Origin of the sequence: Tessaracoccus sp. MC1756 (assembly GCF_014164735.1) — a bacterium.
Lineage (GTDB): Bacteria > Actinomycetota > Actinomycetes > Propionibacteriales > Propionibacteriaceae > Arachnia.
Genome location: NZ_JACJFZ010000002.1, coordinates 428,109 through 451,871 on the forward strand (window position 1 = coordinate 428,109; position 23,763 = coordinate 451,871).

25 protein-coding genes and 1 tRNA gene are annotated in these 23,763 nt (G+C 67.6%); 11 read left to right on the forward strand and 15 right to left on the reverse strand.

Translation table 11 applies throughout. The annotated features are described in order from the left end of the window. Positions 1–8: 8 nt before the first annotated feature. Positions 9–605: a molecular chaperone gene (locus H5393_RS07390; RefSeq protein WP_182766110.1), complete on the reverse strand. Its 597-nt coding sequence runs from the start codon at positions 603–605 to the stop codon at positions 9–11. 43 nt (positions 606–648) lie between these two features. On the opposite strand from H5393_RS07390, the gene H5393_RS07395 reads away from it, so the two are divergent. The 5 genes from H5393_RS07395 to H5393_RS07415 all read left to right on the forward strand — a co-directional run bounded on the left by H5393_RS07395 (position 649) and on the right by H5393_RS07415 (position 6,283). Beyond that, entirely contained in the window at positions 649–1,479 is an 831-nt protein-coding gene (locus tag H5393_RS07395; protein WP_182766111.1) for a 4Fe-4S dicluster domain-containing protein, read from the forward strand. Between the two features lie 90 nt (positions 1,480–1,569). After that, entirely contained in the window at positions 1,570–4,035 is a 2,466-nt protein-coding gene (locus H5393_RS07400) for a DMSO/selenate family reductase complex A subunit (protein WP_182766112.1), read from the forward strand. A gap of 4 nt (positions 4,036–4,039) precedes the next feature. Further along, positions 4,040–4,660: a DMSO/selenate family reductase complex B subunit gene (locus H5393_RS07405; RefSeq protein WP_182766113.1), complete on the forward strand. Its 621-nt coding sequence runs from the start codon at positions 4,040–4,042 to the stop codon at positions 4,658–4,660. 1 nt (position 4,661) lies between these two features. Further along, a complete protein-coding gene (locus H5393_RS07410) occupies positions 4,662–5,576 on the forward strand; it encodes a DmsC/YnfH family molybdoenzyme membrane anchor subunit (RefSeq protein ID WP_182766114.1) in 915 nt (304 codons plus the stop codon). 275 nt (positions 5,577–5,851) lie between these two features. Then, a complete protein-coding gene (locus H5393_RS07415; protein WP_182766115.1) occupies positions 5,852–6,283 on the forward strand; it encodes a hypothetical protein in 432 nt (143 codons plus the stop codon). 93 nt (positions 6,284–6,376) lie between these two features. Here H5393_RS07415 and H5393_RS07420 read toward each other — a convergent pair whose 3' ends face one another. Further along, on the reverse strand, positions 6,377–7,354 hold the full coding sequence (locus H5393_RS07420) for a ribose-phosphate diphosphokinase (RefSeq protein ID WP_076060027.1): 978 nt from the start codon (positions 7,352–7,354) through the stop codon (positions 6,377–6,379). Between the two features lie 5 nt (positions 7,355–7,359). Then, positions 7,360–8,838, reverse strand: coding sequence for a bifunctional UDP-N-acetylglucosamine diphosphorylase/glucosamine-1-phosphate N-acetyltransferase GlmU (glmU, locus tag H5393_RS07425; protein WP_182766116.1), 1,479 nt, complete (start codon positions 8,836–8,838; stop codon positions 7,360–7,362). A gap of 184 nt (positions 8,839–9,022) precedes the next feature. Between glmU and H5393_RS07430 the strand changes: the two genes are divergently transcribed. Continuing rightward, on the forward strand, positions 9,023–9,271 hold the full coding sequence (locus H5393_RS07430) for a hypothetical protein (protein ID WP_182766117.1): 249 nt from the start codon (positions 9,023–9,025) through the stop codon (positions 9,269–9,271). Here H5393_RS07430 and H5393_RS07435 read toward each other — a convergent pair. The 8 genes from H5393_RS07435 to H5393_RS07470 form a co-directional block, all read right to left on the reverse strand. Beyond that, a complete protein-coding gene (locus tag H5393_RS07435; protein WP_182766118.1) occupies positions 9,268–11,490 on the reverse strand; it encodes a PAS domain S-box protein in 2,223 nt (740 codons plus the stop codon). The two genes, H5393_RS07430 and H5393_RS07435, sit on opposite strands and share 4 nt — an antisense overlap. Positions 11,491–11,496: 6 nt before the next feature. After that, positions 11,497–11,877, reverse strand: a complete 381-nt coding sequence (locus H5393_RS07440; RefSeq protein ID WP_182766119.1) for a response regulator — start codon at positions 11,875–11,877, stop codon at positions 11,497–11,499. A 9-nt stretch (positions 11,878–11,886) separates the two neighbouring features. After that, positions 11,887–12,576: a response regulator transcription factor gene (locus tag H5393_RS14860; RefSeq protein WP_182766120.1), complete on the reverse strand. Its 690-nt coding sequence runs from the start codon at positions 12,574–12,576 to the stop codon at positions 11,887–11,889. Beyond that, complete coding sequence (locus H5393_RS07450; protein WP_182766121.1) at positions 12,573–12,857, reverse strand: hypothetical protein; 285 nt, start codon at positions 12,855–12,857, stop codon at positions 12,573–12,575. Before H5393_RS07450 ends, H5393_RS14860 begins: the two co-directional genes overlap by 4 nt. A gap of 68 nt (positions 12,858–12,925) precedes the next feature. Then, on the reverse strand, positions 12,926–13,489 hold the full coding sequence (locus tag H5393_RS07455; protein ID WP_182766122.1) for a signal peptidase I: 564 nt from the start codon (positions 13,487–13,489) through the stop codon (positions 12,926–12,928). Positions 13,490–13,507: 18 nt separating this feature from the next. Then, positions 13,508–14,056, reverse strand: a complete 549-nt coding sequence (locus H5393_RS07460; protein WP_182766123.1) for a hypothetical protein — start codon at positions 14,054–14,056, stop codon at positions 13,508–13,510. Between the two features lie 31 nt (positions 14,057–14,087). Further along, positions 14,088–14,738, reverse strand: coding sequence for a TasA family protein (locus H5393_RS07465; RefSeq protein WP_182766124.1), 651 nt, complete (start codon positions 14,736–14,738; stop codon positions 14,088–14,090). A gap of 144 nt (positions 14,739–14,882) precedes the next feature. Beyond that, complete coding sequence (locus H5393_RS07470) at positions 14,883–15,686, reverse strand: HAD-IIA family hydrolase (RefSeq protein ID WP_182766125.1); 804 nt, start codon at positions 15,684–15,686, stop codon at positions 14,883–14,885. A 155-nt stretch (positions 15,687–15,841) separates the two neighbouring features. Here H5393_RS07470 and H5393_RS07475 point away from each other — a divergent pair, with 155 nt between their 5' ends. Then, on the forward strand, positions 15,842–16,942 hold the full coding sequence (locus H5393_RS07475) for a ScyD/ScyE family protein (RefSeq protein ID WP_182766126.1): 1,101 nt from the start codon (positions 15,842–15,844) through the stop codon (positions 16,940–16,942). 149 nt (positions 16,943–17,091) lie between these two features. Beyond that, positions 17,092–17,358, forward strand: a complete 267-nt coding sequence (locus tag H5393_RS07480) for a hypothetical protein (RefSeq protein ID WP_182766127.1) — start codon at positions 17,092–17,094, stop codon at positions 17,356–17,358. A 65-nt stretch (positions 17,359–17,423) separates the two neighbouring features. On the opposite strand, the gene H5393_RS07485 is transcribed toward H5393_RS07480, so the two are convergent. Continuing rightward, positions 17,424–17,921, reverse strand: a complete 498-nt coding sequence (locus tag H5393_RS07485; RefSeq protein WP_182766128.1) for a DUF427 domain-containing protein — start codon at positions 17,919–17,921, stop codon at positions 17,424–17,426. A gap of 97 nt (positions 17,922–18,018) precedes the next feature. On the opposite strand from H5393_RS07485, the gene heR reads away from it, so the two are divergent. Continuing rightward, entirely contained in the window at positions 18,019–18,783 is a 765-nt protein-coding gene (gene heR / locus H5393_RS07490; protein ID WP_182766129.1) for a heliorhodopsin HeR, read from the forward strand. A 262-nt stretch (positions 18,784–19,045) separates the two neighbouring features. Here heR and H5393_RS07495 read toward each other — a convergent pair whose 3' ends face one another. Together H5393_RS07495 and H5393_RS07500 are read right to left on the reverse strand one after the other, a co-directional pair. Continuing rightward, the gene (locus H5393_RS07495; RefSeq protein ID WP_182766130.1) at positions 19,046–20,644 is read right to left on the reverse strand and encodes a hypothetical protein; all 1,599 of its coding nucleotides are present in this window, start codon (positions 20,642–20,644) and stop codon (positions 19,046–19,048) included. A gap of 63 nt (positions 20,645–20,707) precedes the next feature. Next, on the reverse strand, positions 20,708–22,135 hold the full coding sequence (locus H5393_RS07500; protein WP_370585950.1) for a Gfo/Idh/MocA family protein: 1,428 nt from the start codon (positions 22,133–22,135) through the stop codon (positions 20,708–20,710). Between the two features lie 260 nt (positions 22,136–22,395). Here H5393_RS07500 and H5393_RS07505 point away from each other — a divergent pair, with 260 nt between their 5' ends. Next, positions 22,396–22,908 carry a flavin reductase family protein gene (locus H5393_RS07505; protein ID WP_182766131.1) on the forward strand — a complete coding sequence of 171 codons (513 nt, stop codon included), beginning with the start codon at positions 22,396–22,398 and terminating at the stop codon, positions 22,906–22,908. Between the two features lie 61 nt (positions 22,909–22,969). On the opposite strand, the gene H5393_RS07510 is transcribed toward H5393_RS07505, so the two are convergent. Further along, positions 22,970–23,048: transfer RNA gene (locus H5393_RS07510), tRNA-Gln, on the reverse strand. Between the two features lie 136 nt (positions 23,049–23,184). Here H5393_RS07510 and H5393_RS07515 point away from each other — a divergent pair. Beyond that, positions 23,185–23,748, forward strand: coding sequence for a DNA-3-methyladenine glycosylase I (locus tag H5393_RS07515; RefSeq protein ID WP_255436358.1), 564 nt, complete (start codon positions 23,185–23,187; stop codon positions 23,746–23,748). The last annotated feature ends 15 nt before the right edge of the window (positions 23,749–23,763 follow it).

The window sequence follows — 23,763 nt, forward strand, 5'->3', positions numbered from 1 at the left end:
ACCCTGACTCAGCCGAGGGTGCGCAGTAGGGCGCCGCCCAAGTGGCCGACCCCGCGGTAGAAGTCCGTCTCCGCGCGCTCCACCACGAGGTCGAACAGCTGCGGCACCCACTGCTGGAGGTGGTCCCGGATGAAGTCCTGCGCCACGGCGAGCACCTCGTCAGCCTCCTCTCCCTCATCCAGCAGCTCCGCCGCCCGCTGGTACGCGGTGGCGACGAATTCCAGTTCGAGGCCGATGTGGTCGTCGGGTTCCTTGTGCAGCAGAGGGGCCTGCAATCCGAGCCGACGGTAGGCCGCGCGGACCTGCAGTGTCTCGGCCTCGAACTTCAGACCCTCCCGCGAGCGGTGCACTGATTCGAACGGGTTGGCCTTCGCCGGGCCGGCACCCCCGAACAGTCGCTGGTGATCGATCCGGACTTCCTCCACGCTCTCCGCGGAGCGGGCCAGCAGGCGCAACCCCTCGTCGGCTCCCTCCGGGGTGGGCCATTCAGCGAGTAAGTCCGGGTCGCGAAGCTGCCGCAGCGCGTCCTCAGAAGGCGGGGCGAGCAGCAGGCGGGAGATCACGGTCAGCGAGGCAGACCGACGGTCGAGGTCTTCGGCATCCATGGCAATGAGACTATGGGAGAGGCCCACGGCAGGAGGAGGCGGGATGACAGACGCGAAGCACGCGGCCATCCTGCGGTGGCTCGCGGCGCTCGATGCCGAGCATGTCACGCTCGCGTGCGCCGAGTCGCCGCAGCCGGGTTCGATCGTCCTGAACGCCTGCCTGGCGGAGGTGCCGCTCGCCTGGGTGGCCGAGGTCGCCGTCCACTCCACCGTGCACCTGGCGGTGGAGCGGTGCGCGCAGGCCGACGCCGCCCGCAGCCGACTGGCACAGCTCGCGGACCTCACGCCCCGGGTGCTGCTCGACGGCGGTCCCTCGGCCGGCCCCGAAGCGCGCTACGCCTCACCACCCGCGCGACGACGCGGGCTGTTCGGATTGGGCGCACCGGCCAGCCCTGGGCCCGCCGGCACTTACGCCGAGCGGCTGGCGGCGGCGCTCGCGGCCCTCCCCCTGGACGATGCCGCCCCCGGCCAGGCGGCCGCCCTCACGGTCTCCTCCGCCTGCACCTCCTGCGCGGTCTGCGTGCGTAGTTGTCCGCACGATGCACTGGAGCTCACAGTCGCCGACGGCGTGGCCACCCTCTCCCAACGACTCGCCAGCTGCGAGGACGAAGGCGCCTGCGTCGCCCTCTGCCCCGCTGAAGCCATCGAGAAACACGGGCGGCACCGGTGGGGCGATGTCCGCGACAGTCCGGTCGTCCCACTGGCCACCATGAAGGTGGCGACCTGCTCCGTTTGTCAGAGCATTTTCACGGTCGACGGCCCACACGGGCGATGCCCGGTGTGCCGCCTCACGGACGACGATCCGTTCTCCGTCCAGCTGCCTCCCGCGGCGCGCGCCCTGCTCGAACGGCGCCGTCGGCCCCGAGGCAACTAACGGCAATCCTTCACCCCGACCGCCCCGGCATGGAACGTTGTCCTACGATACGTAGTACAAAGTGGCTCACGCTCGACCGAGGAGGCGGACATGACCGAATTACGCGAACTGGCCCAGGAAGTGGGCTCGACCGCGTTGAACCGCCGGAGCTTCGTGACCTGGAGCACGGTGGTGGGAGGCTCCGCAGCCCTCACCGCCTGTGGCACCGGCTCGGGAGACACCCCTCCCGCGGCCGACCCCGAGGCCGAGACCCACGTCTGGAGCGCCTGCACCGTCAACTGCGGCAGCCGCTGCCCCCTGCGGATGGTGGTCAAGGACGGCACCATCGTGCGGATCGACCCGGACAACACTGGCGACGACGAACTCGGCACGCAGCAGATCCGCGCCTGCGTCCGCGGTCGCTCCATGCGGCAGCGCATCTACTCCCCCGACCGCCTCACCAAGCCCCTCAAGAGGGTGGGCAAGCGCGGCGAGGACAAATGGGAGGAGATCTCCTGGGACGAGGCCTTCACTCTGGTCGCCGACAAGCTCAAGGCGCTGATCGCCCAGTACGGCAACGAGTCGATCTACCTCAACTACGGCACCGGCGTCATCGGCGCCACCATCGCCACGTCCTGGCCGCCGCGGGCCACCGCCATCGCCCGGCTGATGAACTGCGTCGGCGGCTACCTCGACCACTACAACGACTACTCGGCCGGCAACATCGAGACCGCCGTCGACTTCCACTACGGCTACTGGCAGGGGTCGAACTCCAACGACGACACCGTCAACTCCCGGCTGGTCGTCATGTTCGGCAACAACCCGCACGAGACCCGCATGTCGGGAGGCGGCGAGGTGTTCGTCACCCGCAAGGCCAAGGAGCTCTCCGGCCACAAGGTCATCGTGATCGACCCGCGCCAGTCCGAGACCGCCATGAACCTGGCCGACGAGTGGGTGCCGATCAGGCCCGGCACCGACGCAGCCCTGGTCGCCGGCATGGCGCACGTCATGATCAGCGAAGGACTCCACGACAAGGCGTTCCTCGACACCTACTGCTCCGGCTTCGACGAGGAGCACATGCCCGAGGGCGCGCCCGCGAACATGAGCTATGAGTCCTACATCATGGGCAAGAGCGAGGACGGCGTCGAGAAGACCCCGGAGTGGGCGGCGCAGGTCACCGGCTACCCGGCCGACAAGATCCGCGCCCTGGCCCGCGAGATCGCCACGACGAAGCCCTGTGCCGTCAACGCCGGCTGGGGTATCCAGCGCCACAGCAACGGCGAGAACCAGTCCCGCGCACCCATGATGCTGGCGGCCCTCATCGGCCAGATCGGCATCCCCGGCGGCGGCACCGGCGAACGCGAGTCCTCAGCCAACATCGGCATGGGCGGCTTCCCCGTCCTGGAGAACCCGGTGCGCCCGGTCATCTCCTTCTACCGCTGGACCGACGCGATCCTCGAAGGCAAGGGCTGGGGCTACCAGCAGGGCGTGCGCGACCTACAGAACCTCAACGGCAACGCCAACGTCAAGCACGACATCACCTTGAACTCCAACATCAAGTTCATCTGGAACTACGGCTCGAACGCCCTGATCAACCAGCACGGCGACATCAACCGCACCATCGAGATCCTCTCCGACGAGACGCTCTGCGAGATGATCGTGGTGATCGACAACCAGATGACGGTGAGCGCCCGCTACGCGGACCTCGTGCTGCCTGACGTGACCACGGCGGAGCAGAGCGACATCATTCAGCAGGGTTCCGCCGGCAACCTGGGCTACTCCATCTTCGCCAGCCGCGCCATCGAACCCATCGGCGACTCGATGCCGATCTACGACCAACTCACCGGCATCGCCGAGAAGCTCGGCGTCAAGGACAAGTTCACCGAGGGGCGCACGCAGGACCAGTGGCTCGACTGGATCCTCGACCAGTCACGGTCGACCAGCATCCCTGACCTGCCGCCGAACGAGGAGTTCAAGAAGATGGGCATCTTCCGCAAGACGCTGGAGCCCGTCATCGGCATGAAGGCGTTCCGCGAGGATCCCGTCGCCAACCCGCTGACCACCCCGTCGGGCCGGATCGAGATCTTCTCCTCCAACCTCTACGCGATGAGCCTCGACTGGGAGATGGAGGAAGGCAACAAGATCGACCCGCTGCCGGTGTACTGGCAGTCGCGCGAGATGCCCGGAGACCCACTGCAGGCCACCTACCCGCTGCAGTGCATCGGCCACCACTACAAGGCCCGCACCCACTCCTCGTACGGCAACAGCCCCTGGCTGAAGGAGGCCCACCCGCAGAACGTGTGGGTCAACGACCTCGACGCGAAGCGCCGCGGCATCAGCAACGGCGACCAGGTGCGAGTGTTCAACGACCGGGGCGCCACGGTGCTACCGGCCTTCGTGACCAAGCGCATCATGCCGGGCGTCATCTCCGTGCCGCAGGGCGCCTGGTACAAGCCGGACCGCGCAGGCGGCACCGACACTGGCGGCTCGGTCAACATCCTGACCAGCCATCACCCCACCCCGTACGCCAAGGCCAACGGCCAGCATTCCGCGCTGGTCCAGATCGAGAGGGCGTGACGACATGACACAGCTCGGCTTCTACTTCGACCAGTCGCGCTGCACCGGCTGCGCCGCCTGCACCATCGCCTGCCAGGACAAGAACGATCTGCCGGCCGGTGTGGCCTGGCGACGGGTCACGCAATACACGACCGGCACCTGGCGCGAGGATGCCGACGGGACGGTCAGCCCTGACGTCGCCACGTACTACACGTCCGTGTCCTGCAACCACTGCACCGACGCGATCTGCATGGAGGTGTGCCCGTCGACGGCGATGCGCAGGGGCGAGGACGGCATCGTCTACGTCGACCCCGAGGTGTGCATCGGCTGCCGATACTGCGAGATGGCCTGCCCCTACTCCGCGCCCCAGTTCAATGCGGACAAGGGCGTCATGACGAAATGCGACCTGTGCCGGGACCGGCTCGCGGTCGGTGAGCAGCCCGCGTGTGTGGCGGCCTGCCCGTCGCGCGCCCTGGATTTCGGTGACATCGAGGAACTCCGGACCACGTACGGCTCCGAGGCCGGGATCGAGCCGCTGCCCGACCCGCGCATCACGCAACCCAACCTGGTGATCAAGCCCCACCCGGCCGCCCAGACCAGCGGGCAGGGCACCGGCCGGATCGAACGCATGACGAAGGTGGTCTGACATGCTCCATGAACTACCCCTGGTGATCTTCACCATCTGCGCCCAGATGTCGGTGGGCTCCTTCATCGCGCTGGGCATCATCCAGCTCGCCGGGAGCCGCGTGCCCGCCGAGGCCATGGAACGGGTCACCCGCCCCGCGCTCTATGCGATCGGCCCCCTGCTGGTGCTGGGCCTCGCGGCCTCGACCCTGCACCTCGGCTCACCGCTGCGCGCCCCCAACGCCATCCTGCACTGGGACGGCAGCTGGCTGAGCCGCGAGATCCTCTCAGGCATGGCGTTCCTGGGTCTCGGCGCCGCGTTCGCCGTCACCGAATGGTTCAAGCTGTTCTCCTACCGCCTGCGCCAGGTCCTCGCCGCCGCGACGGCGCTCGTGGGCATCTTCCTGGTCTACGCCATCTCGCAGGTCTACTCGCTGCGCACGGTGCCGGCCTGGGCCACCGTCTACACCCCGGTGCGCTTCTTCACGACGACGCTTCTGCTCGGTGGCCTCGCGGTTGCGGCCGCCCTGGTGATCACGGCGTTCTACCGGCAGCGCAAGGGCGCCGACAGCGCGCCGGAGCAGGGCCTGCTGGGCGATTCCGTGCGCGGTATCGCACTCGGAGCCATCATCGTGCTCGGCGTGAAGTTCGTCGGCCTGCCCCTGTACCTGTCCCAGCTGGCCCAGGACGCCCGCCCGGCCGCACAGCGGTCCCTGGAACTCCTCGGTCAGACCTACGGGGCATGGAGCACGACGCAGACCGTGCTCATCTTCCTGGGCGTGGCCATCCTGGGCTACCTGCTCTTCCACCTCTCCGGCGGCCGCCCCGGCAAGCGGCTCCTGCCCGTGATCACGCTGTTCGCATTCGCGCTGGTCCTGGCGGGCGAGGTCATCGGCCGCATGTTGTTCTACGCCAGCATGGTCCGGGTGGGGGTCTAGGAGCTTCTCGTGGGACGGTCCACCGCTGATCGCGAACTGTGGCCCCACCCCCGTCACCTCCCAGAACCTGAAGGGGATCAATTGCCCGGCTGACTGCCGGGCAATTGTCATTTCCGGACCCTTCACCCCATTGAATGGGTGAAACTATCTTTCGTGTTTTTACCAGAGATGAAGTTTATTACGTCCCGACCGGGCCGATAGAAGCGGCTGACGGACTCTTTACCCGGCCCGGCTGGAAACGGGATAGGGTCAATCAACGGCCGGAAGGACAAGTAATGCCGGAGAGAAAACACGCGGCGATCCTGCGTTGGCTCGCCTCCAGCGGCGTGACAGACATCACCCTGAGCTGCCAGGAGTCGTCGTTACCCGGCTCCGTGGTTCTGGACCGCTGCCTGACGGAAGTTCCTTTCGCCTGGCTGGTGGAGTTGGCCGTTCATTGTCGCCTCCACCTGGCAGTCGATCACTGTGAGCATTCAGCCGAGGCCACCAAACGGTTCGCCAACCTGGCAGTGCTCACCCACCGCATCCGGCTCGACGGAGGCCCCGGCGCCGGCGCGCAGGTCTTCTACGCCTCACCCCCTGCCACGGACCCCGATGACCTGCCGGCAGGCGCCACAGCCGTCCTGGCCCCTCGCGGCACCTACGCCGAGCGGCTCGCCGTCGCGCTGGCGTCCCTCCCCGAGCCGTCACCGGTCCATCTGTGCTGAGCCGCTGAACCGGGACGTGCTCTCCGCAACGTGAAGGGGGGCCGGTGTGGATCGTCCACACCAGCCCCCCTTCTAACGGAGCGGCAGGAAACCTCAGGCCTGGCCACCGAAGAGCGATGTGACGGAGCCGTCGAGGAACACCGCGTCGATCGCCTTGGCGATCAGCGGGGCGATGGACAGCACAGTGAGGTTCGCGATGGGCTCCGGCGTGCGGAGGGGCAGCGTGTTGGTCACGATGATCTCGTCGATGCCGGAGGCGTTGAGGCGCTGGGCCGCGGGGCCGGAGAATACGGCGTGCGTGGCCGCCGCGATGACCTGCTTGGCACCACGTTCCTTCAGCGCCTGGGCAGCTTGTGCGATGGTGCCGGCGGTGTCGATCATGTCGTCCACGAGGAGGCAGATCTTGCCCTCCACGTCGCCGACGACCTCGTGCACGGCGACGGTGTTGGCCTTGTTGGGGTCGCGGCGCTTGTGAATGATAGCCAGCGAGCAACCGAGGTAGTCGGTCCACAGGTCAGCCAGGCGGACGCGGCCGGCGTCGGGCGACACGATGGCCATCTCGGAGGTGTCGTACTTCTCCTGGACGTACTCGCTGAGCACGGGCAGGCCCCAGAGGTGGTCCACCGGGCCGTCGAAGAAGCCCTGGATCTGGGCGGCGTGCAGGTCCACCGACATGATGCGGTCCGCGCCGGCGGCCTTGTACAGGTCTGCCACGAGGCGCGCGGAGATGGGCTCGCGGCCCAGGTGCTTCTTGTCCTGGCGGGCGTAGGGGTAGAACGGGGCCACCACGGTGATGCGCTTGGCCGAGGCCCGCTTGAGGGCGTCCACCATGATGAGCTGCTCCATGATCCACTCGTTGACCGGAGCGGTGTGCGACTGGATGACGAACGCGTCGCAGCCGCGGACGGACTCTTCGAACCGGACGTAGATCTCGGAGTTGGCGTAGGTCAGAGCGCGGGTTGGCACCAGCGGGCAGCCCATCAGGTTCGCCACCTCCTCAGCGAGCTCAGGGTAGGCGCGCCCGCTGAACAGCATCAGGTGCTTGTCGTTCTTGGCGATCTGGTGGGACATGTGGCTCAGGCCTTCTTTTCTCGGGACTCGATCACTGCCGGATGGATGGTGCCGTCGCTTTCAGCCGCTGCCGCGGCCTGCTTGGAATCCGGACGACCGCGGGTCATCCAGCCCTCGACGTTGCGTTGCCTCCCCCTGGCCACGCCCAACGCGCCCGCAGGCACGTCGTCCGTGATCGTAGACCCAGCGGCCACCAGCGCGCCAGCGCCGACGTCGATGGGTGCCACCAGGACGGAGTTCGATCCGACGAAGGCGGCCTTGCCGACGTGGGTGGTGGACTTGTGGAGGCCGTCGTAGTTGGCGAAGATCGTGCCGGCCCCGATGTTGGCCCCCTCGTCCACGATGGCGTCGCCCACGTAGGACAGGTGCGGGATCTTGGTCCCGGCCCCGATCTGCGCGTTCTTGGTCTCGACGAAGCTGCCGATCTTGCCGCCGTCGCCCAGGATCGTGCCGGGCCGGAGGTAGGCGAAGGGCCCCACGGTGGCGCCCTCACCGATCACGGCGAACGATCCGTGCGTGCGGATCACCTCGGCTCCGGGGCCCACCTCGACGTCCATCAGGCTGCTGTCGGGGCCGATGATGGCGCCCTCGCCGATGGTCGTGGCACCCATCAGGATGACGCCGGGGTGGAGCAGCACGTCGGGCGCGAGATCCACGTCGACGTCGATGAAGGTGGACGCCGGGTCGATCATCGTGACGCCCTTGAGCATCCACGAATCCCGGATGCGGCGCTGCATCTCCTGGTTGATGCGGGCCAGTTGGATCCGGTCGTTGACGCCCTCGGTCTGCCAGACGTCGTCGACGAGGTGGGCGCCGACCCTCTGCGACCGCTCGTGACAGAACTTCACGACGTCCGTGAGGTAGCGCTCGCCCTGGTCGTTGTCGGTCTTGAGCGCTGCCAGGCCCGCGCGGAGGCTGGCCGCGTCGAAGACGTAGATACCGGAGTTGATCTCCGTGATGGCGCGCTGTTCCTCCGTGGCGTCACGGTCCTCGACGATGCCGGCGACCTCGTCGTCCTCGCGGATGATGCGGCCGTAGCCCGTGGGATCCTCGACGCGCGAGGTCATGACGGTGACGGCGTTGCGGCGGCCGCGGTGGACCGCGACGAGTTGCCGCAGCGTGTCGCCGGCCAGCATCGGCACGTCGGCGTAGGTGACGACGATGTCGCCCTCGATGTCGCCGAGGCCGGCGAGCCCGCACTCCACGGCGTGCCCGGTGCCGAGCTGTTCCTCCTGAACGGCGGTGGTGAGCTGCTCGGAGAGCTGCTCCAGATGGGCCACCACCTCTTCGCGCTGATGCCCGACGACCACGACGAGTCGCTCCGGGTCCAGCGCGGCCGCGGCCGACACCGCGAAGCTCAGCATGGGTTTGCCGGCCACTTCATGGAGGAGTTTGGAGGTTTTGGACTTCATCCGCGTCCCGCCACCCGCGGCGAGCACAATGACCGCCGCGACCTGCGCGAGCTCGTTGTCAGTGTTGGACACCAGAATTTCCCTTCGACGACGGCCAGGGGGGCTCACCCCAGAAACTACCAGTCCGGACGCAGGGCACGACACGAAACGACCGTCCAGTCACTCGCCACTCCCGGATCTTGAGATCGCCCACATTGTGAGGCTGCAGAGAGGAAAAAGGGACGAGGTGACAGGGGTGGGCCGGGATGATGATGGGGTGACAGCCACCATTCCAGCCAGACCTGACACTGCGAGGAGCAGTGGCCTCACCGCCGCCCACGTCAGGGAGCAGCAACATCTCATCGCCACGCACTTCAGCGTCATCGAGGGTTGGCTCGAACTGCTGGACGACAGGGAGATCGATGCCGCCCTGCGGCAACGGGCGGCCCAGGTTGTGAGAGGCCGCACGGTCCAGCTGAGGCTGGAATTGGAGGCGCTGCTGCACAGACTGGATGGCGGCTGCTAGCGCTGAGCTTCCATGGCCGCGGGAAGCGCGACGACGAACTGGGCGCCGGGCCCGTCGGTGCGGTTGCCGCCGGTCACCCGGCCGCCCATGGCCTCCACCAACGTGGACACGACGTGCAGCCCCAGTCCGTTGCCGCCCGAGCTCCTACCCTTCGCAAACGCCGCGAACAGTTCGACCCCCTCCGGGATTGGGGCGCCGTCGTTGCGCACCACGATCTCCACGGTGCGGCCGGGAAGCGAGCGCGTGAGGACCTCCACAGAGCCGCCTTCTCCTGCGTGGTGGACCGAGTTCTCCACCAGGTGCCGCACGATGGTGTCGAGGCCCTCGGCCGAGGCCGTCGCCACCACCCCCGACGTGGGCGACACCTCCAGGCGGCGGCCCTCCGCCAGGCCCCGGTAGTCGGCGGCCACTGCGGCGGCGACGACGGCCACGTCCACCGGGCCCACTTCCATGACGTCGGCCTGGGCGAGGAAGGCAGATTCGTTCATCAGGCCCTTGACGTGGGCCACCAGAGACGTGGCGTTGCGGCGGATCGCCCCGAGCGCCTCGTCGCGGACAGCCGGCGGAAGGTCGTCGAACGTCTTCTCGAGGATGCCGGACCACCCCTCCACCACGGACAGATGGGTGCGCAGGGTGTGTTCCACCCGGGCCAGGTAGTCGGCATGGCGCGCGGTGCGGCGCACGCGGGCCTCTGCCGCCCGGTGGGCTCCCGTGATGTCGACGGCGCTGCCGCGTACGCGCAGGCTGCCATCCCGTGGGTCGGTCGCCGTGGCGACCCGCCCGCGGAGACGCTTCAGTTCACCGTCGGCGCAGCGGAGGTCGAACTCCACGTCCGCCTCCACGCCGCCGGCGAGCGCGGATTCGATGGCGGTGATCACCCGTTGCCGTTGGTCCTCGACGATCGGGTCGGTCAACTCCCCCATCGTGGTGGTTTCGCCCGTGACGGGCAGCCGGTAGATGCGACGCAGCTCGTCGGACCATTCGAAGCGGCCGATCCGAGGGTGGTAGGTCCAACTGCCGGCGTTGGCGAGCCGCTGGGCCTCGGCCAGCTCTTGGCGGCTGTACTCGAGGTTGTCCAGGACAGTCTGCTGGCGCGTGACGTCACGGAGAATCACGGTGACGTGGCGGGCGTCCCCTCGGCTCCACACCGCCATGGAGTATTCGCCTGGGAACGTCGTGCCGTCGCGGTGGAGCAGGCGCACCCGGTGGGTGCGGGACGCCGCCTCTCGCAGTTCCGTGCCGTCGACGTCCCCGAGCCAGCGCTCGACGATGGCCCAATACATCTCCGGCATGAACAGCCGGTAGCTCTGGCCGAGCGCCTCGCGCTCCCCATAGCCGAACATGTCCACGGCGGCCCCGTTCCAGGCGATGACGGTCCCGAAGCGGTCGACGGTGGCGAAGGCGTCAGTGACAGACTCTTTGATCGCCTCGAACATCGCGCGTTCGTCACGCAGGTGGGCACGTACCGCCACCTCGGCATCGATGTCGCGGCAGGACACCGCCCACAGTGCCTGCCCCGAGGCCTGCGAACCGGCCAGGTTGAAACGCACATCCATCCAGCGGTAGCTGCCATCGGCGCATCGGACGCGGGCTTCCGTGCGTTGCGGACCCGCCACGCGCGGGGCTCTCGCCGACCACACCATGGCGGCGTCGTCGGGGTGCATCAGGTCCTGCGGACTCGACCCGAGCAGTTGCTCCGACCGCCAGCCCAGGATCGTTTCGACCGAGGGTGAGACCCATTCCAACGCCCATTCCGTGGTGCACAGCACCACGTCGGAGGCATTCTCGGCGAGCAGCCGGTAGCGTTCCCTGGCTTCGTCCGCGGCGACAGAGGCGAGGTGCCGTGCGGTGACATCCGCCCAGCTGATGCTGACAAGGTCGCCCGAGGCCCTGGTGGCACGCACGTCGAAGTAGGCGACGCTGCCCAGCATCTCGCTGGCGTATTCCTGCTCCACCAAGACGGTTGGCTCGCCGGTCCGGGAGGTCGTGACGAGATGCCCGAAGATGCCGGCGTCCCGGAGACCGGGGAGGATCTCGAGCAGGCCGACGCCGAGCACCTCCTCGCGCGTCACCCCCCACGCGGCGAGAGCTGTCTGGTTGACCAGGAGCACTACGAAGTCGGCGATGCTGTCGTCTGCGTCACGCACGGGTTCGACGAGCACATGCAGGTCGATGAGTCCGTCGAGGGCGGCGGTGAGGAGGCTCTCGGTGGTGCTCACCTTCGGCTACTCCCCGTCCGGATGCTGGCTGCGGGCAGCCAGGGCCGAGGACAAGGCCGCGGACAGGGTCATGGGGTCGAACGGTTTCGCGATCCTGACCGCATACCCGGTTTCCGGAACTCTATTGGCCGATGGGCCGTCGGCCCACGCGCTCAGGAGCACCACCGGGCGCGGGGCTGCGGCCACCCGCACGGTCTCGGATGTGCCGTCGCCCAACTGGCCGTCGGTCAGCACGATGTCGACTTCCCCGACCGATTCCAGGACCGTCAAAGCAGCTGCAACTGAGTCCGCCGTCAGTACGCGCCAGGATTCGTCGAGCCCGAGGGCGAACGCGATCAATGATCGAACGTCTGCGTCGTCCTCGACGACAAGGACCGTTGGCGACATCGCTTCTCCTCAGCTGGTCAGGCGGTAGCCCACCCCTCTGACCGCGTGGGCTACGCGTGGTCCGCCGGCGTCGATGATGCGCTGGCGCAGCCGGGACAGATGAACGTCGAGGTGGTGGTCGGTACCGTACCACTCGCCCCACACGCGCCCGACGAGCTGGTCGCGTGTCACCACGCGTCGAGGATCCTCCACCAGCGGCACGAGCAGGTCGAACTGGATACGCGTCAGATCCACGAGGGTGCCGTTGACCATGACGGTGCGTGCCACCAGGTCCAGGGCGATGCCGTTGGCGGCCAGCTCGGTGGGGTCCGACGAGCGGGATGCGCCGTGGACGCGGCGCAGGATCGCCGCGATACGTGCCAGCAGCAACCTGTGGTTGACGGGCTTGGTGACGTAGTCGTCGGCGCCTGACGAGAAGCCGACGATCTGGTCGACGGCGTCGCTGTGCGTGGTGAGGAAGACCACCGGCACGTCGCTCTCCCGACGGATCCGGCGACATACCTCGAGGCCGTCGATGGAGTGCGGGCCGAGCGCGATGTCGAGCAGCACCAGATCCGGCGCCGAGGCGTGGAACCGCTCAAGGGCGCGGTCACCGTCCGACGCGGCAACAGTGCGGTAGCCGGAGTTGGTGAGGCTCACCATCATGAGCTCCCGCAGATCCGGGTCGTCCTCAACGACGAGAATGAGCGGCTGGGTCACGAAGCCACCTCAGAGCTGAGCAGAGCTGCGATCCGGTGTGCCCGGCGGTTCAGTTCAGAGGCCTCGCCCGGTAGGTCGCCGAGGAGCTCACGCACTGCCTCGCCGGCTGCCGGAAGACCGAAGGAATCGAGTTTCCCGGCGAGCCGGTGCAGCAGCGCGGGAAGTTCGTCCGCTTTCGCGGCGCGCAGTTCACTGATCGCTGTGGTGGCGACGCGCTCACGACGCTGCGCGACGAATTGATCGATGTCGGCGGTCTCACCGCCACTGAACGACGCGCTCACGGTCGCTCCCCCTCTCGCCCACCGCGATTATTGCAGTAGTGGGAGGCGATTGACACTCGGGCTACGAGTTAGCTGGGATCTCCTCCGGAGCGGACGCCGCGGTTGGTGCGGCCGGGCAGGAAAAGGAGGAGGGACAGCGCCGCCAGCCCCAGTGCGAGGAGCCCCTGCGAGGTGGCTGCGGGCAGCGTCGGCAACGGCACGCCGTGGGTGGGGATCGCCGCCACGAACACCGGAACGGTGGGCGACGTCACGCGCAGCGTCCACGCATCGGGGGCAGGGTTGTTGTCGCCCTGCGTGGTGACGATGGGTCCCTCTCCGTCGTGCTCAACGGTGAGGATCCGGTGGATGAACAGATTGCTGCTGCCGGGCTGCGGCAACACGACGATCTGACCCGCGGCCAGCTCGGTGGCCGGACGGTCCTGGACGATGACGTGGTCGCCAACAGAGAAGGTGGGTGCCATGCTGTTCGAGAGCACCCGGGTCAGGTGGTAGTTGCCCAGGTTCGTGACGACGGCCAGCGCCACGCAGCAGAGGACCACTGCCGTGACCAGCGCCCAGCCAACGACGGCTCGGAGCCGACGGCACCGGCCGGCACGGACGGCAGCAGGTTGGGTGGCTGCGTGGTCGGTCATCTGTCGAGCGCCTTTCGGTCAGCTGTTGGTGGTGGCTGCGGTGCGAACCTGGTCCCGGGAGACGGCCACCTGCAGGCTGGTCAGGAACTGGTTCGGGTTGGACGGGTGCAGAACGCGGAGGCTGACCCGCGCGCCGGCGGCAATCGCCACCGGCGAGTTGAGGGCCCCTCCCACGCTCGTCCCGAGGTGCACCACCGCGCCTGAGCAGGTCGCGGTGGCCGGGTTCCAGTCCGCGCCGACGCAGGCGTCGAAGGTGAGCCGTGGGCTCGCGGTGTTTCCGCCGGACTGCGCCACCGAGTCGGGCAGCAGGCTCGCTCCGGACACCTCGACGGTGCCGACGTTGACGAGGTCGACGAACGAGTAGCGGAAGCCTTTGAGATTGGTCCAGATGAGGATCAGGGGGGAGCCCGTGGGCGCAGCGCCCTGCCCTACCGCCGCTACGCCCCAAGCCGCAGCGGTGGTGGTCGTCCCCACCCGCGCCTCCGCGCGGCTGGACGCGGAGGCTGCGGGCAGGACGGTGACGAGGATGGCCAGGACGAGCGTGGCCGCAGCCAGACTGCGCCTCATGGCTTACTCCTCATCCTCTTCCGGTGAGAGGTCAGCGGTGGGTGGTGCCAGCGGTGGCCTGGGTCTCGCTGAAGGTGTAGGTCAGTGCCACCTCGCCGCCCTGGACAGTGCCCGCGGGCAGCTGCCCGTTGACCGTGGTCTCGCTCTGTTCCGGCAGGGTGACTCCCACCTGGAGGTGCGCGACGCCTCCCACTGCCAGCCCGGTGGTCCCCACGAAGGAGTTGGCCGCGGCCAGAGCGGACAGCGGAGCGGCGGCCACCTCGGTCTTCGTCGTCCCGGCGCAGGTACCGTCGGTGACGTTCCAGGCGACCGAGCACGACGTGATGGACACGCGCACGGCCTTGCTGGTGGCTCCGTCCGAGATGAGCGACGCGGTACCGGTGGCGGTGACCCCAAGGCTCAGGCCCGTGGACGCGAGCGAGCCGTCATTGGTCAGGTCGACGTAGCGGTTGGCCACGTCGCCAGGAGCCAGGTTCTCGATGTTGGCGGCGAAGCCGACCGAATCCGCACCGGTGCCCAGCCTCAGGCTGAGGGTGCCCGACGCGGCTTCCTGGGGCACGACGTTTTCGGCAGTGGCGTTCAGGGTGGCGTAGATACCGTTGGCGCCGACGGCGAGCGCGGAGGCGCCGATCAGGACGGCGGCGGTGATCCGGAGAGAGGTCTTGAGCTTCTTGCGTTCCATGGTGGTCTCCTCGAGCTGGTGATGCGAAAGCTGTCTGCCCGAAGTGGCGGGCACATGCCTAGCTAACGGCTCGAAGATTGCTGCGATGCCTACCGCGCATTGCGGCACCGGCTCAGGTTCCTCACGTTTTCGTGAGGCGGGAGGTCAGCCCTCCGTGCGCCCGGGGCCGCGGTAGTCCCTGACCAGCTCGTGTACCCCGTCGAGTACCTCGACGGGGCGGAAGGGCCGGATCTTCAGGCTCTCCCGGGTCTCGATCCCCGTCAGCACGAGCACCGTGTGCAGCCCGGCTTCCATGCCGGCGACAATGTCGGTGTCCATCCGGTCGCCGATCATGCCCGTCTCCTCGGAGTGGGCGCCGATCTTGTTCAGCGCCGACCGGAACATCATGGGGTTCGGCTTGCCGACGACATAGGGTTTCAGGCCGGTGGCCTCGGTCATCAGCGCCGCGATGGCGCCAGTGGCCGGAATGATGCCATCCGGGCTCGGGCCCGTGGCGTCGGGATTGGTGACGACGAACCGGGCACCCGCCGCGATCAGCCGGATGGCGGTGGTCACCTGCTCGAAGGAGTAGGTGCGCGTCTCCCCAACGATCACGAAATCAGGGTCGCGGTCCGTCATGATGAAGCCGCGCTCGTGCAGTGCCGTGATGATGCCTGCTTCGCCGATGACGTAGGCGGAGCCGCCAGGCTTCTGCTGGGACACGAAATCGGCCGTCGCCAGCGCGGACGTCCACAGTCGCTCCTCTGGAACGTCCAGGCCGGAAGCACGGAGGCGGGCCGCGAGGTCGCGGGGCGTGAAGATCGAGTTGTTGGTGAGGAGAAGGAATTCGGTGCCGTCGGCCTTCCACTGTTCGATGAGTTCGGTGGCTCCGGGCAGCGCGACGTTCTCGTGGACGAGCACGCCGTCCATGTCCGTCAGCCAGCTCTTGATGTCTTTGCGCTCTCGCATGTCTGAACCCTAGCGAAGCCCGACGACCGGCCGCGTGGATCACGCACAACGCAGATTTACAGGGATGAAAACTATTGACATAGTTGACGCCTCGGATGAGGCTGTCCCTTATGCGACCGGCCACGTCGGCCGGCTCTGCGTCCGAAGGGGATCTCATGAAGTTTCGCAGTGTCGCTCTAGCCTCAGCCACCCTCCTCGCACTCGTACCCGCCGGCATGTCCCAGGCGGCGCCTCCGTCCTCTGAACCCACCGTCCTCGCGGGCGGTCTCATCGGCCCGCTCCACCTAGCCGTGGGACCTGGCCATTCGGTCACCGTCGCGGAGTCGTTCGCCGGCAAACTCACCACCGTCGACCGCACCGGATCAACCACGTCCTATGTGGGCGCTGAGGGCTGGGATGTCGCCGGGGTCGACTACCGGGGCAGCACCCTCTACTTCGTCGAAAGCGTCGGCGCGGGCCCAGACCCGAGCCCCATGGTGGGCAGCCTGAAGTCCATCGATGCGGCTGGCAACGTGACCACCATCACGGACCAGATCGCCCAGTATGAGATGGACAACAACCTCGACGCGGACGTCCAGTACGGCCTGTCCCCCGAGGTTGCCGCAGCCAATCCCGAGTGTGTCGCCGAACTGGAAACCGTCGGATTCCCGGCTGCCTATACCGGTGCCGACGCCGAGGTGGATTCCCACGCCTACGGGCTCGCGGTCCGCGGCAACACCGCCTACGTGGCCGACGCCGGTGCGAATGCCGTCCTCGCCATCAACCTGAAGACCGGCAGCATCAGCACCGTGGCAGTCCTTCCCCCGCAGACTGCGGAGATCACGACAGAAGCGGCGGAGATGCTGGGAGTGCCTTCCTGCGCGGGCCTCGAGTACGCCTTCGAAGCGGTGCCGACTGATCTTGAGTTCGGGCCCGACGGCATGCTGTACGTCGGTCTGCTTCCCGGTGGTCCCGAGGATCCGAGCCTGGGCGCCCGCGGTTCGGTGCATCGCATTGACGTCGCCAGTGGCCACCACGAGCTCTACGTCGACGGTCTCATGACCCCGACCGGCCTGGCTTTCGACGGCGACGGCAACTTGTACGTGGCCTCGCTGTTCGGCGAAGGCATCTACCAGGTTGAGGCCGGGACGAAGGACGTCAATCTGTTCCTGCCCGCCATGATGGCTGTGGACGTAGACGTCAAGGGCTCAACGCTCTACGCCACCACCAGCGCCCTGATGCCTCCGGGCGAACTCATCTCGATGCCGTTGCGTTGATCGCCGTCATCGTCGACGGATAGAGAGGTCGGTTCCCCAGGGGGCCGGCCTCTCGGCCGGACGGCGCCTCTGGCTGCAGCCGTTCGGGGCCGCATGTCCACATCCGCCGACCATTGCTCCCGGGCCGCCCTGATGCCTACGATGCGCGCATGAGCGCCATGGCGGAGTCCTTCAACCGGTCTCGGTTCGGCAGCTGGATCAACAACCCCAGCGGCCGAGTGTTCAGGGTGGCCGCCGGCGCCGCGTTCCTGGCGGCCGGCCTCGCCGGGCGTGGGAGCGTGCTCGGCCTGGCGTCGATCGCCTGGAGCATCCTCCCCCTCACCGCCGGGCTATTCGACGTCTGCTACATCAGCGCCGCCGTCGGTGGGCCGCTGCGCGGCGGTCAGTGCCGTGCAGCCTCGTCGGCCCCCACATAGGCGTTCTTGGGCGCCTGATTCATCCGGCACCGGCGCAGCAGCCGCGTTCGTCCTGGTCCGCTGCCTCACCACCCACTGGATCCAGGAAGTCCCTTGAACGGCCCGCTCACCGTCGAGGTGATCCACCCCCCATAGAACCCACCGGGTTGCGGGGTGACCCTCTCGCCGTCGACGAGGCACGCGTCCATCGGCCCGGCGTAGAGCGCCACGTGACCCAGGAGTGCGGCGAAGGGCTCGGGTGGCGACGGATAGAACCATGCCGCCGCCGGCGCGACACTGCCACCACCGTGCACGTCCAAGTAGCGTGCCGATCCCTTCCACTCGCAGAAGGACCCGCCGGGCGCGGCCCGCAACGCACCCTTCGCAAAACTCGCTCGTGGAAGGTAATAGGTGGGCGGATGGCTAGTCTCCAGCACCTGCCAGGATTCCGATGTCCGGCAGATCACCTCGCCGCCCAGGACGACCTGGATGGGCAGAGCGCACCGGCGAAGGAGAGGTGGGCGCGGATAATCCCACACGGATTCCTGTCCGGGTCCGGGCTGGTCACGTCGGGGCTGCCCCATGGGTCGACGATAGCCCCTGCCATCCCCGCATGAGCGGAGCGGATCGAGTAATCGCTTGGATCGCCCCAGAGGGAGTGGCCGGAGCAAAATTGTCAGAATGAGGTCACGCGAGATCACGACATCCGAACAAGGCAGACTCCGTACCCTGAACCTGGGGGCCGCGGGGCTCCATCTGGCCCAGGCGATAGCAGTGCTGATTCTGGCCACGGACTTCGCGCTGCCGATCACGGCCTCCTACCTGGCGGGGCCGCCCGGAACGCCGCCCGGCCCCGCGACGGTGCTGGCGGATCTACCCGCAGGCCTCGCAGTCGCCGGCTTCCTGTTCCTCTCGTTCCTGGCGCATCTCATCGTCGGCACCGTGTGGTTCCGAAGCTATGTCAGGGATCTGTCCCGCCAGATCAATCGCGCCCGCTGGGTGGAGTACTCCTTCTCGTCCACCCTCATGATCGTCGTCATCTCACAGTTGGTGGGGATCACTGATGTCTCCGCGCTCATCGGGATCGCGGGGGCGAACGTGTCGATGATCTTGTTCGGATGGCTGCAGGAAAAGTACGAAGTGGCGGGCACCGGGGGCTTCCTGCCCTTCATCTTCGGCTGCATAGCCGGGATAGTCCCCTGGGTCGCGATCCTGCTCTACACCATCGCCCCGGGGTCCGACGCCGAGCCGCCCGGCTTCGTCTACGCCATCGTCGTGTCGCTCTTCCTGTTCTTCAACGTCTTCGGCCTCAACCAGTGGCTGCAGTACCGCGCCAAGGGTCGATGGACCGACTACCTGTTCGGGGAGCGCAGCTACATCATCCTCAGCCTGGTGGCGAAGTCGCTGCTTGCCTGGCAGGTCTTCGGCGGCACTCTCGCGGGGTGAGCCGAACCTCTCGCGGGGAGCGCTGAGCCGCGAGGCGGCCGCCGCGTGCCCCGTGACAGCTTCCGCTGAGTCCTCACGGGCCGCTGCGCGGCGGCCAGTGCCGCGCAGCCTCGGCTCCTGCCCCGTAGGGGATGCTCACCGACCGACCCTGGAGATGCCGAGACCCCTGAAGCCTGGCAGCTTCAGAGGTCTCGACCCGACCGGGTCCCTCGCAAGCTCGGGGGCGGTCGGCTCAACCAGCGGCGGGATCACCCGACGACGGTCAACGCTTCTCAGGGCCTCCGAACATCACAATGTTGTTGAACACCCACTGGTTCGACTGGCTGAACGCGTAACCACCGCCGGGTTTGGCAGTCGCCGCGTACACGGTCGTCATCGTGTACGAGCGACACGCCCCCCGACCGGTCGCGGCCGTGTCGCACTCCGTGCGCCACTGACGACCAGCCGACGAGAAATGACCGTTCTGAGTCGACCCGAGGTCACCCAGCGGGTTACCCTTCCACGCCTCGCGGGTCATGTACGGCAGGTACGTCAGGTTGTTGAACGCCCAACCCGACGTGCGGACGAACGCGCCGTTCTCGATCTGAACCACCGTGGCCCAGATCTCGGTGCGGCACCGCTGCGTTTGCGAGTACGACTCACACGACGTCATCCACTGACGACCGTTGATGTTGTGCGTGCCGGCCTTCGTGTACGGCGCCTCAGGGACGAACTTGTCGACGCGGGGGGATGTCGGCGTGGCCGGTGGCGTCGTCGGTTTCACGGACGGCGACTTCGAAGCCGACGGCGACGCCGACGGGCTCGGCGACGCCGACGGGCTCGGCGACTCGCTCGGGCTGGGCGAGTCGGTCGGGCTCGGCGACACCGACGGCGACTCGCTCGGCGTCGGCGAGGCCACGGGTGCGATGAACGCCATGCCGAAAACCCGCAACGCTGGGGCGTTGGGCAGGAGCACCGACGCGACCGTCTTTGAGGGATCGATGTCGAACGTGCTGAGGTAGATCCCGTAGCGGTACTCCGTGTTGGCGAGACCGTCTGGCGTGTTGCGTCCGTTCATAGCGAATGCGACGACTTCGTCGAACGCCGGCGTGGCGGAGAACCAGTTGCCGAAGCCCACCGTGCCGGTGGAGGTGGTGCCGTCCGTGTAGTTGACCGTGAACTCCCCGGACACACCCGAGGCGCCCAGACCGCTGCCCAGCACTGCAATCTTGGTGCCGCCGCCCTCGAAGGAGATCGTCTGCCCGCGGCTGGAGACGTTGTCCGGCTGGCCCGGTTCGACGTCGGGCCACGTGAAGGTGGCGCCGCCGACCTCCAGCGCGGCTCCCGGGGTGACCCCGAGCTCTGCCAGTAGTTCGCGGGAGAAGGAGTGGCCTTCGCCGTCGTAGTCGCCGAGCTCGACGGTGTCGAGGGTGGTGGTTCCCACGTTGTTACGAGCCTCGTCGAGAGTCAGGACCACCAGTTCGCTCGAAGGTTGCTGGCGGGTGGCCGTGGACGTCTCGCGGACGCCAGGACTGGTCTCATAGTTGGCGCTGGCCCTGAACGTGCGGGTGGTGGCGCTGGGCGGGTCGTTGGGCGCGTGAATTTCAGCGGTCAGGACGATCGACTCGTCGGCCGCCAGTTCACCCTCGATGTGGTGCACCCGCGGGTACAACGTCCAGTTGATGGGCCCGGTCACCTCGACGGCAATGTCGCTGACTGCCTTGCCGCTGGTGTTGGTGAGCGTGACGTCGATGTCGGAGATCACGGGGCCGTCGAGGTCCACCGGTGCGATCGATACTTCGACCGCCAGATCCTCACCCTGGGCCAGGGAGGGGCTGACGACGAACACCCCGAGAAGTGCGAGCAGGAGGGCGGAGGCCATGGCGGTCGCCGCCTTGGTTCTGCGCGGCGCGGTTCGGAAGGAAGTGATGAATGCCTGCATCGGTCAGGCCCCCGGCATGGTTCCGGGCTGGGAGTCGAGCCCCAGACGCGGGAACTTCCAGTCGCCGCGGGTGAAGTCAGGGACCTCAACCGGCTGTCCGCCGAGCGCGAGCGAGGCGGCGCTCAACGGCACCGGCGAACACCAGGCCACCGAGTCGTAGACGTCGATGTCAGGGATCCCGCCCGTGCGCATGAGCTGGATGGTGCGCCACTGCATGAGTCCGTCCATGCCCCCGTGACCACCCTGGCCGCCGACCTCCGTCCACAGCCAGTGGTCGTACTCGTTGCGGTAGGAACCGAAGTCGCGCCAGCCGTGATCGGTGTGGTCAGGCTCCATGTAGATCCGGGCCCCGGACCCGCTGCCGACGTAGTCCTCCATGAGGCCCCGGGTGCCGGCCAGGCTGTTGATCCGGCTGTACGGACGCGGCGTGGAGACGTCGTGCTCAGCGCGCACGATGCGGCCCATGTCCGTGGTCATCATGCACGTGATGAGGTCACCGTTGACGTAGGTCTCGTTCCAAGAGTGGTGGTTGCGCGAGACGTAGCGTTCTCGGTAGTCAGCGAGGCCCTTCGCCGGGGTCGCCGTCGCCGACAGCGTCGTGAAACGATCCCCGCGGTTGATGTCCATCGCTGCTGCGATCGGCGCCAGGCCGTGCATCGGGTAGAAGCTCGCATTGAGCCGGGTGTGCCACAGGCGGCGCCAGTCGTCGGTGTAGTAGCCGTCGGCGAACAGCAGGCTCCGCAGGTCGTGGAGGTAACCCCCGTGGCCGTTGTGGACATCGCCGAAGACGCCCTCGTGGGCCATCTTCAGCATCGCCAGCTCGTTGCGGCCGTAGCTGCAGTTCTCAGCCAGCATGAGGTGCTTGCGGGTCTGTTCCGACGTGTCGACCAGGCTCCACAACTCATCGAGTTCCATTGCGACGGGCAACTCCACCATCGCATGCGCCCCCGCCAACAGGGCGTCTCGCGCCTGTGCGTAGTGGAACTCCCACGGACTGGCGACATAGACGAGGTCCAGGTCCATCTCGGCGTACATCTTCTGATAGGAGTCCGCAGACCCGCCGTAGGTGGCGGGCCTGGTCCCCGTCTCTGCCTGCAGCGTGTCGGCGGTGCGCTGAGCGCGATCGTCACGGATGTCGCACACGGCAACCACGTGTGCGCCCGGCTGCCGCGCCCATCCCGACGCCATGCTGTGGCCCCGGTTACCGAGTCCCACCAGGCCGATCCGGACGGTACCGAGTTGTTCGAACGGAACCTCCACCATCGATTCCTGGCCGATCGGGCGGGGGCCCCCGACGTTGCTGGGGGCGGCACTGTCCTGCGCGCCCAGATTGGCGTGGGCGGCTACGCCGGCGCCAGCGGCGGCCAGTAACCCCGCGCCGACTCCTCCGGCCAGGAAGCCGCGTCTTGAAGCCTTGAATGGATTGGTCACGTCAGGTCTCCTCCTTGATCCTGAGCAGCGGGAAGCCACCCGCTGCGGCAACGACAACCTTGTCGCTCAACAGTCACGACTCGTTCGAGTCGTTCGGTGAACCTAGGCGGGACAACCGGTCACCGTGCCGGAAACGGGACTCCTTCAGCGTCATCGCTCAGGCTTGTTGAGCGATCAACCATGTGCTCGGGATGTGGAGTGGTTGCGCTCGCGTGCCCGGCATCAGCCGCCGGCCCCGCCCCGTGGGGAACACTGGAACCATGTCGATCCACAGTGACCATCCGTTCCTGCCACCGCGAGACCTTCGCGACCCGGTTCGCAGGCTCCGCGGCCTGATGCCGTCCCCGGTGACGATCTGGACCAGCGCCGACGGCACCATCCGTGACGGATGGACTATCTCGTCCGTGCTGGTGGCCGACGGGGAGCCCGCTGAAATGGTGGCGCTCGTGGACGAGGACAGCGATTGGTGGGACCTGTTCCGCAAGACGGAGCTGGCCACCGTCAACGTTCTGCGCCAGGGGCAGGGCTGGCTCTCCGATGTGTTCGCCCGGATGGCCCCGTCACCCGGCGGACCCTTCCGCACCGGCGAGTGGAGCGACGACGCACGCGGCCCGCGTCTGGTCCACGCTGCGGCCTGGGCCGGCGTCAGACTCGTCGACGCGGCTCCGGGGCATGCCGGGTGGGGGCTGCTCGTGCGGGCCGTGATCGAATCCCTCGAGCTACCTGAGTCCGAAATGGAAGCCCTCGAGCATCGCCGGGGCCGCTACCTGTGAGAAGGCTCGAGCCCAACGCTTCGGGGCCGGAGGGCGCCTCGCTTGTCAAGGGCGGTTTCAGCTCCCCGGGCAGGAGTCGAACCTGCTTCGCTAATCCTGATTCAAAGTCAGGCGGGCCCTACCGAAAGACCAACCGGGGATCAGCCTCATCTGAGGCTCCCGAGAGTCTATCAAGGTGACAGCCCGGTTATCCACAGGAGCAGAAGCGATCGAAAATCGGCTGGCGCACCGGCCACAGTGGAGGGGAGACTTGTTCCTGCCATGAAGGAGAACCAGATGGACAAGGTGCGTTGCTTCGGCGCCGATGACCCGTTGTATCAGGCCTACCACGACGACGAGTGGGGCCGCCCCCTCGAACATTCCGACGACGAACACGAGTTGCTCGAGCGGGTCTGCCTCGAAGGATTCCAGGCCGGCCTGAGCTGGCTGACGGTCCTGCGCAAGAGGGACATCTTCCGTCAGGCGTTCGCCGGCTTCGACCCCGTCGTAGTAGCCGAATTCGATGAGGACGACGTCGAGGAGCTCATGGCCAACCCGGGCATCATCCGTAACCGTCTGAAGATCCTCGCCACCATCGGCAACGCCCGGGCGCTCAACAAGATGCACGAGGACGGCGAACGCCTGGCGGACCTGATCGCGGAGCACGCGCCCGAACCGCGCGGGCAGGCGCCGCTGACGGGGTTCGACGTGCCGGCCAGCACCGACGAATCGGTGGCGCTGAGCAAGGAGTTGCGCCGGCGCGGATTCCGCTTCGTCGGCCCCACCACGATGTACGCACTCATGCAGGCGATCGGGCACGTGGATGACCACGTCAAGGGGTGCTGGCTCGCTCGGGCCTGATCCCTCCCGCGTCCC

Excerpts from the sequence above, each read along its gene's own strand:
- H5393_RS07390 (WP_182766110.1), bottom strand. The coding sequence starts at position 605 with ATGGATGCCGAAGACCTCGACCGTCGGTCTGCCTCGCTGACCGTGATC.
- H5393_RS07460 (WP_182766123.1), bottom strand. The coding sequence starts at position 14,056 with ATGAGGCGCAGTCTGGCTGCGGCCACGCTCGTCCTGGCCATCCTCGTC.
- H5393_RS07470 (WP_182766125.1), bottom strand. The coding sequence starts at position 15,686 with ATGCGAGAGCGCAAAGACATCAAGAGCTGGCTGACGGACATGGACGGC.
- H5393_RS07485 (WP_182766128.1), bottom strand. The coding sequence starts at position 17,921 with ATGGGGCAGCCCCGACGTGACCAGCCCGGACCCGGACAGGAATCCGTG.
- H5393_RS07465 (WP_182766124.1), bottom strand. The coding sequence starts at position 14,738 with ATGGAACGCAAGAAGCTCAAGACCTCTCTCCGGATCACCGCCGCCGTC.
- H5393_RS07515 (WP_255436358.1), top strand. The coding sequence starts at position 23,185 with ATGGACAAGGTGCGTTGCTTCGGCGCCGATGACCCGTTGTATCAGGCC.
- H5393_RS07505 (WP_182766131.1), top strand. The coding sequence starts at position 22,396 with ATGTCGATCCACAGTGACCATCCGTTCCTGCCACCGCGAGACCTTCGC.
- H5393_RS07455 (WP_182766122.1), bottom strand. The coding sequence starts at position 13,489 with ATGACCGACCACGCAGCCACCCAACCTGCTGCCGTCCGTGCCGGCCGG.
- H5393_RS07440 (WP_182766119.1), bottom strand. The coding sequence starts at position 11,877 with ATGTCGCCAACGGTCCTTGTCGTCGAGGACGACGCAGACGTTCGATCA.
- H5393_RS07480 (WP_182766127.1), top strand. The coding sequence starts at position 17,092 with ATGAGCGCCATGGCGGAGTCCTTCAACCGGTCTCGGTTCGGCAGCTGG.
- H5393_RS07415 (WP_182766115.1), top strand. The coding sequence starts at position 5,852 with ATGCCGGAGAGAAAACACGCGGCGATCCTGCGTTGGCTCGCCTCCAGC.
- H5393_RS07475 (WP_182766126.1), top strand. The coding sequence starts at position 15,842 with ATGAAGTTTCGCAGTGTCGCTCTAGCCTCAGCCACCCTCCTCGCACTC.
- H5393_RS07410 (WP_182766114.1), top strand. The coding sequence starts at position 4,662 with ATGCTCCATGAACTACCCCTGGTGATCTTCACCATCTGCGCCCAGATG.
- H5393_RS07405 (WP_182766113.1), top strand. The coding sequence starts at position 4,040 with ATGACACAGCTCGGCTTCTACTTCGACCAGTCGCGCTGCACCGGCTGC.
- H5393_RS07395 (WP_182766111.1), top strand. The coding sequence starts at position 649 with ATGACAGACGCGAAGCACGCGGCCATCCTGCGGTGGCTCGCGGCGCTC.
- heR (WP_182766129.1), top strand. The coding sequence starts at position 18,019 with ATGAGGTCACGCGAGATCACGACATCCGAACAAGGCAGACTCCGTACC.
- H5393_RS07420 (WP_076060027.1), bottom strand. The coding sequence starts at position 7,354 with ATGTCCCACCAGATCGCCAAGAACGACAAGCACCTGATGCTGTTCAGC.
- H5393_RS07400 (WP_182766112.1), top strand. The coding sequence starts at position 1,570 with ATGACCGAATTACGCGAACTGGCCCAGGAAGTGGGCTCGACCGCGTTG.
- H5393_RS07495 (WP_182766130.1), bottom strand. The coding sequence starts at position 20,644 with ATGGCCTCCGCCCTCCTGCTCGCACTTCTCGGGGTGTTCGTCGTCAGC.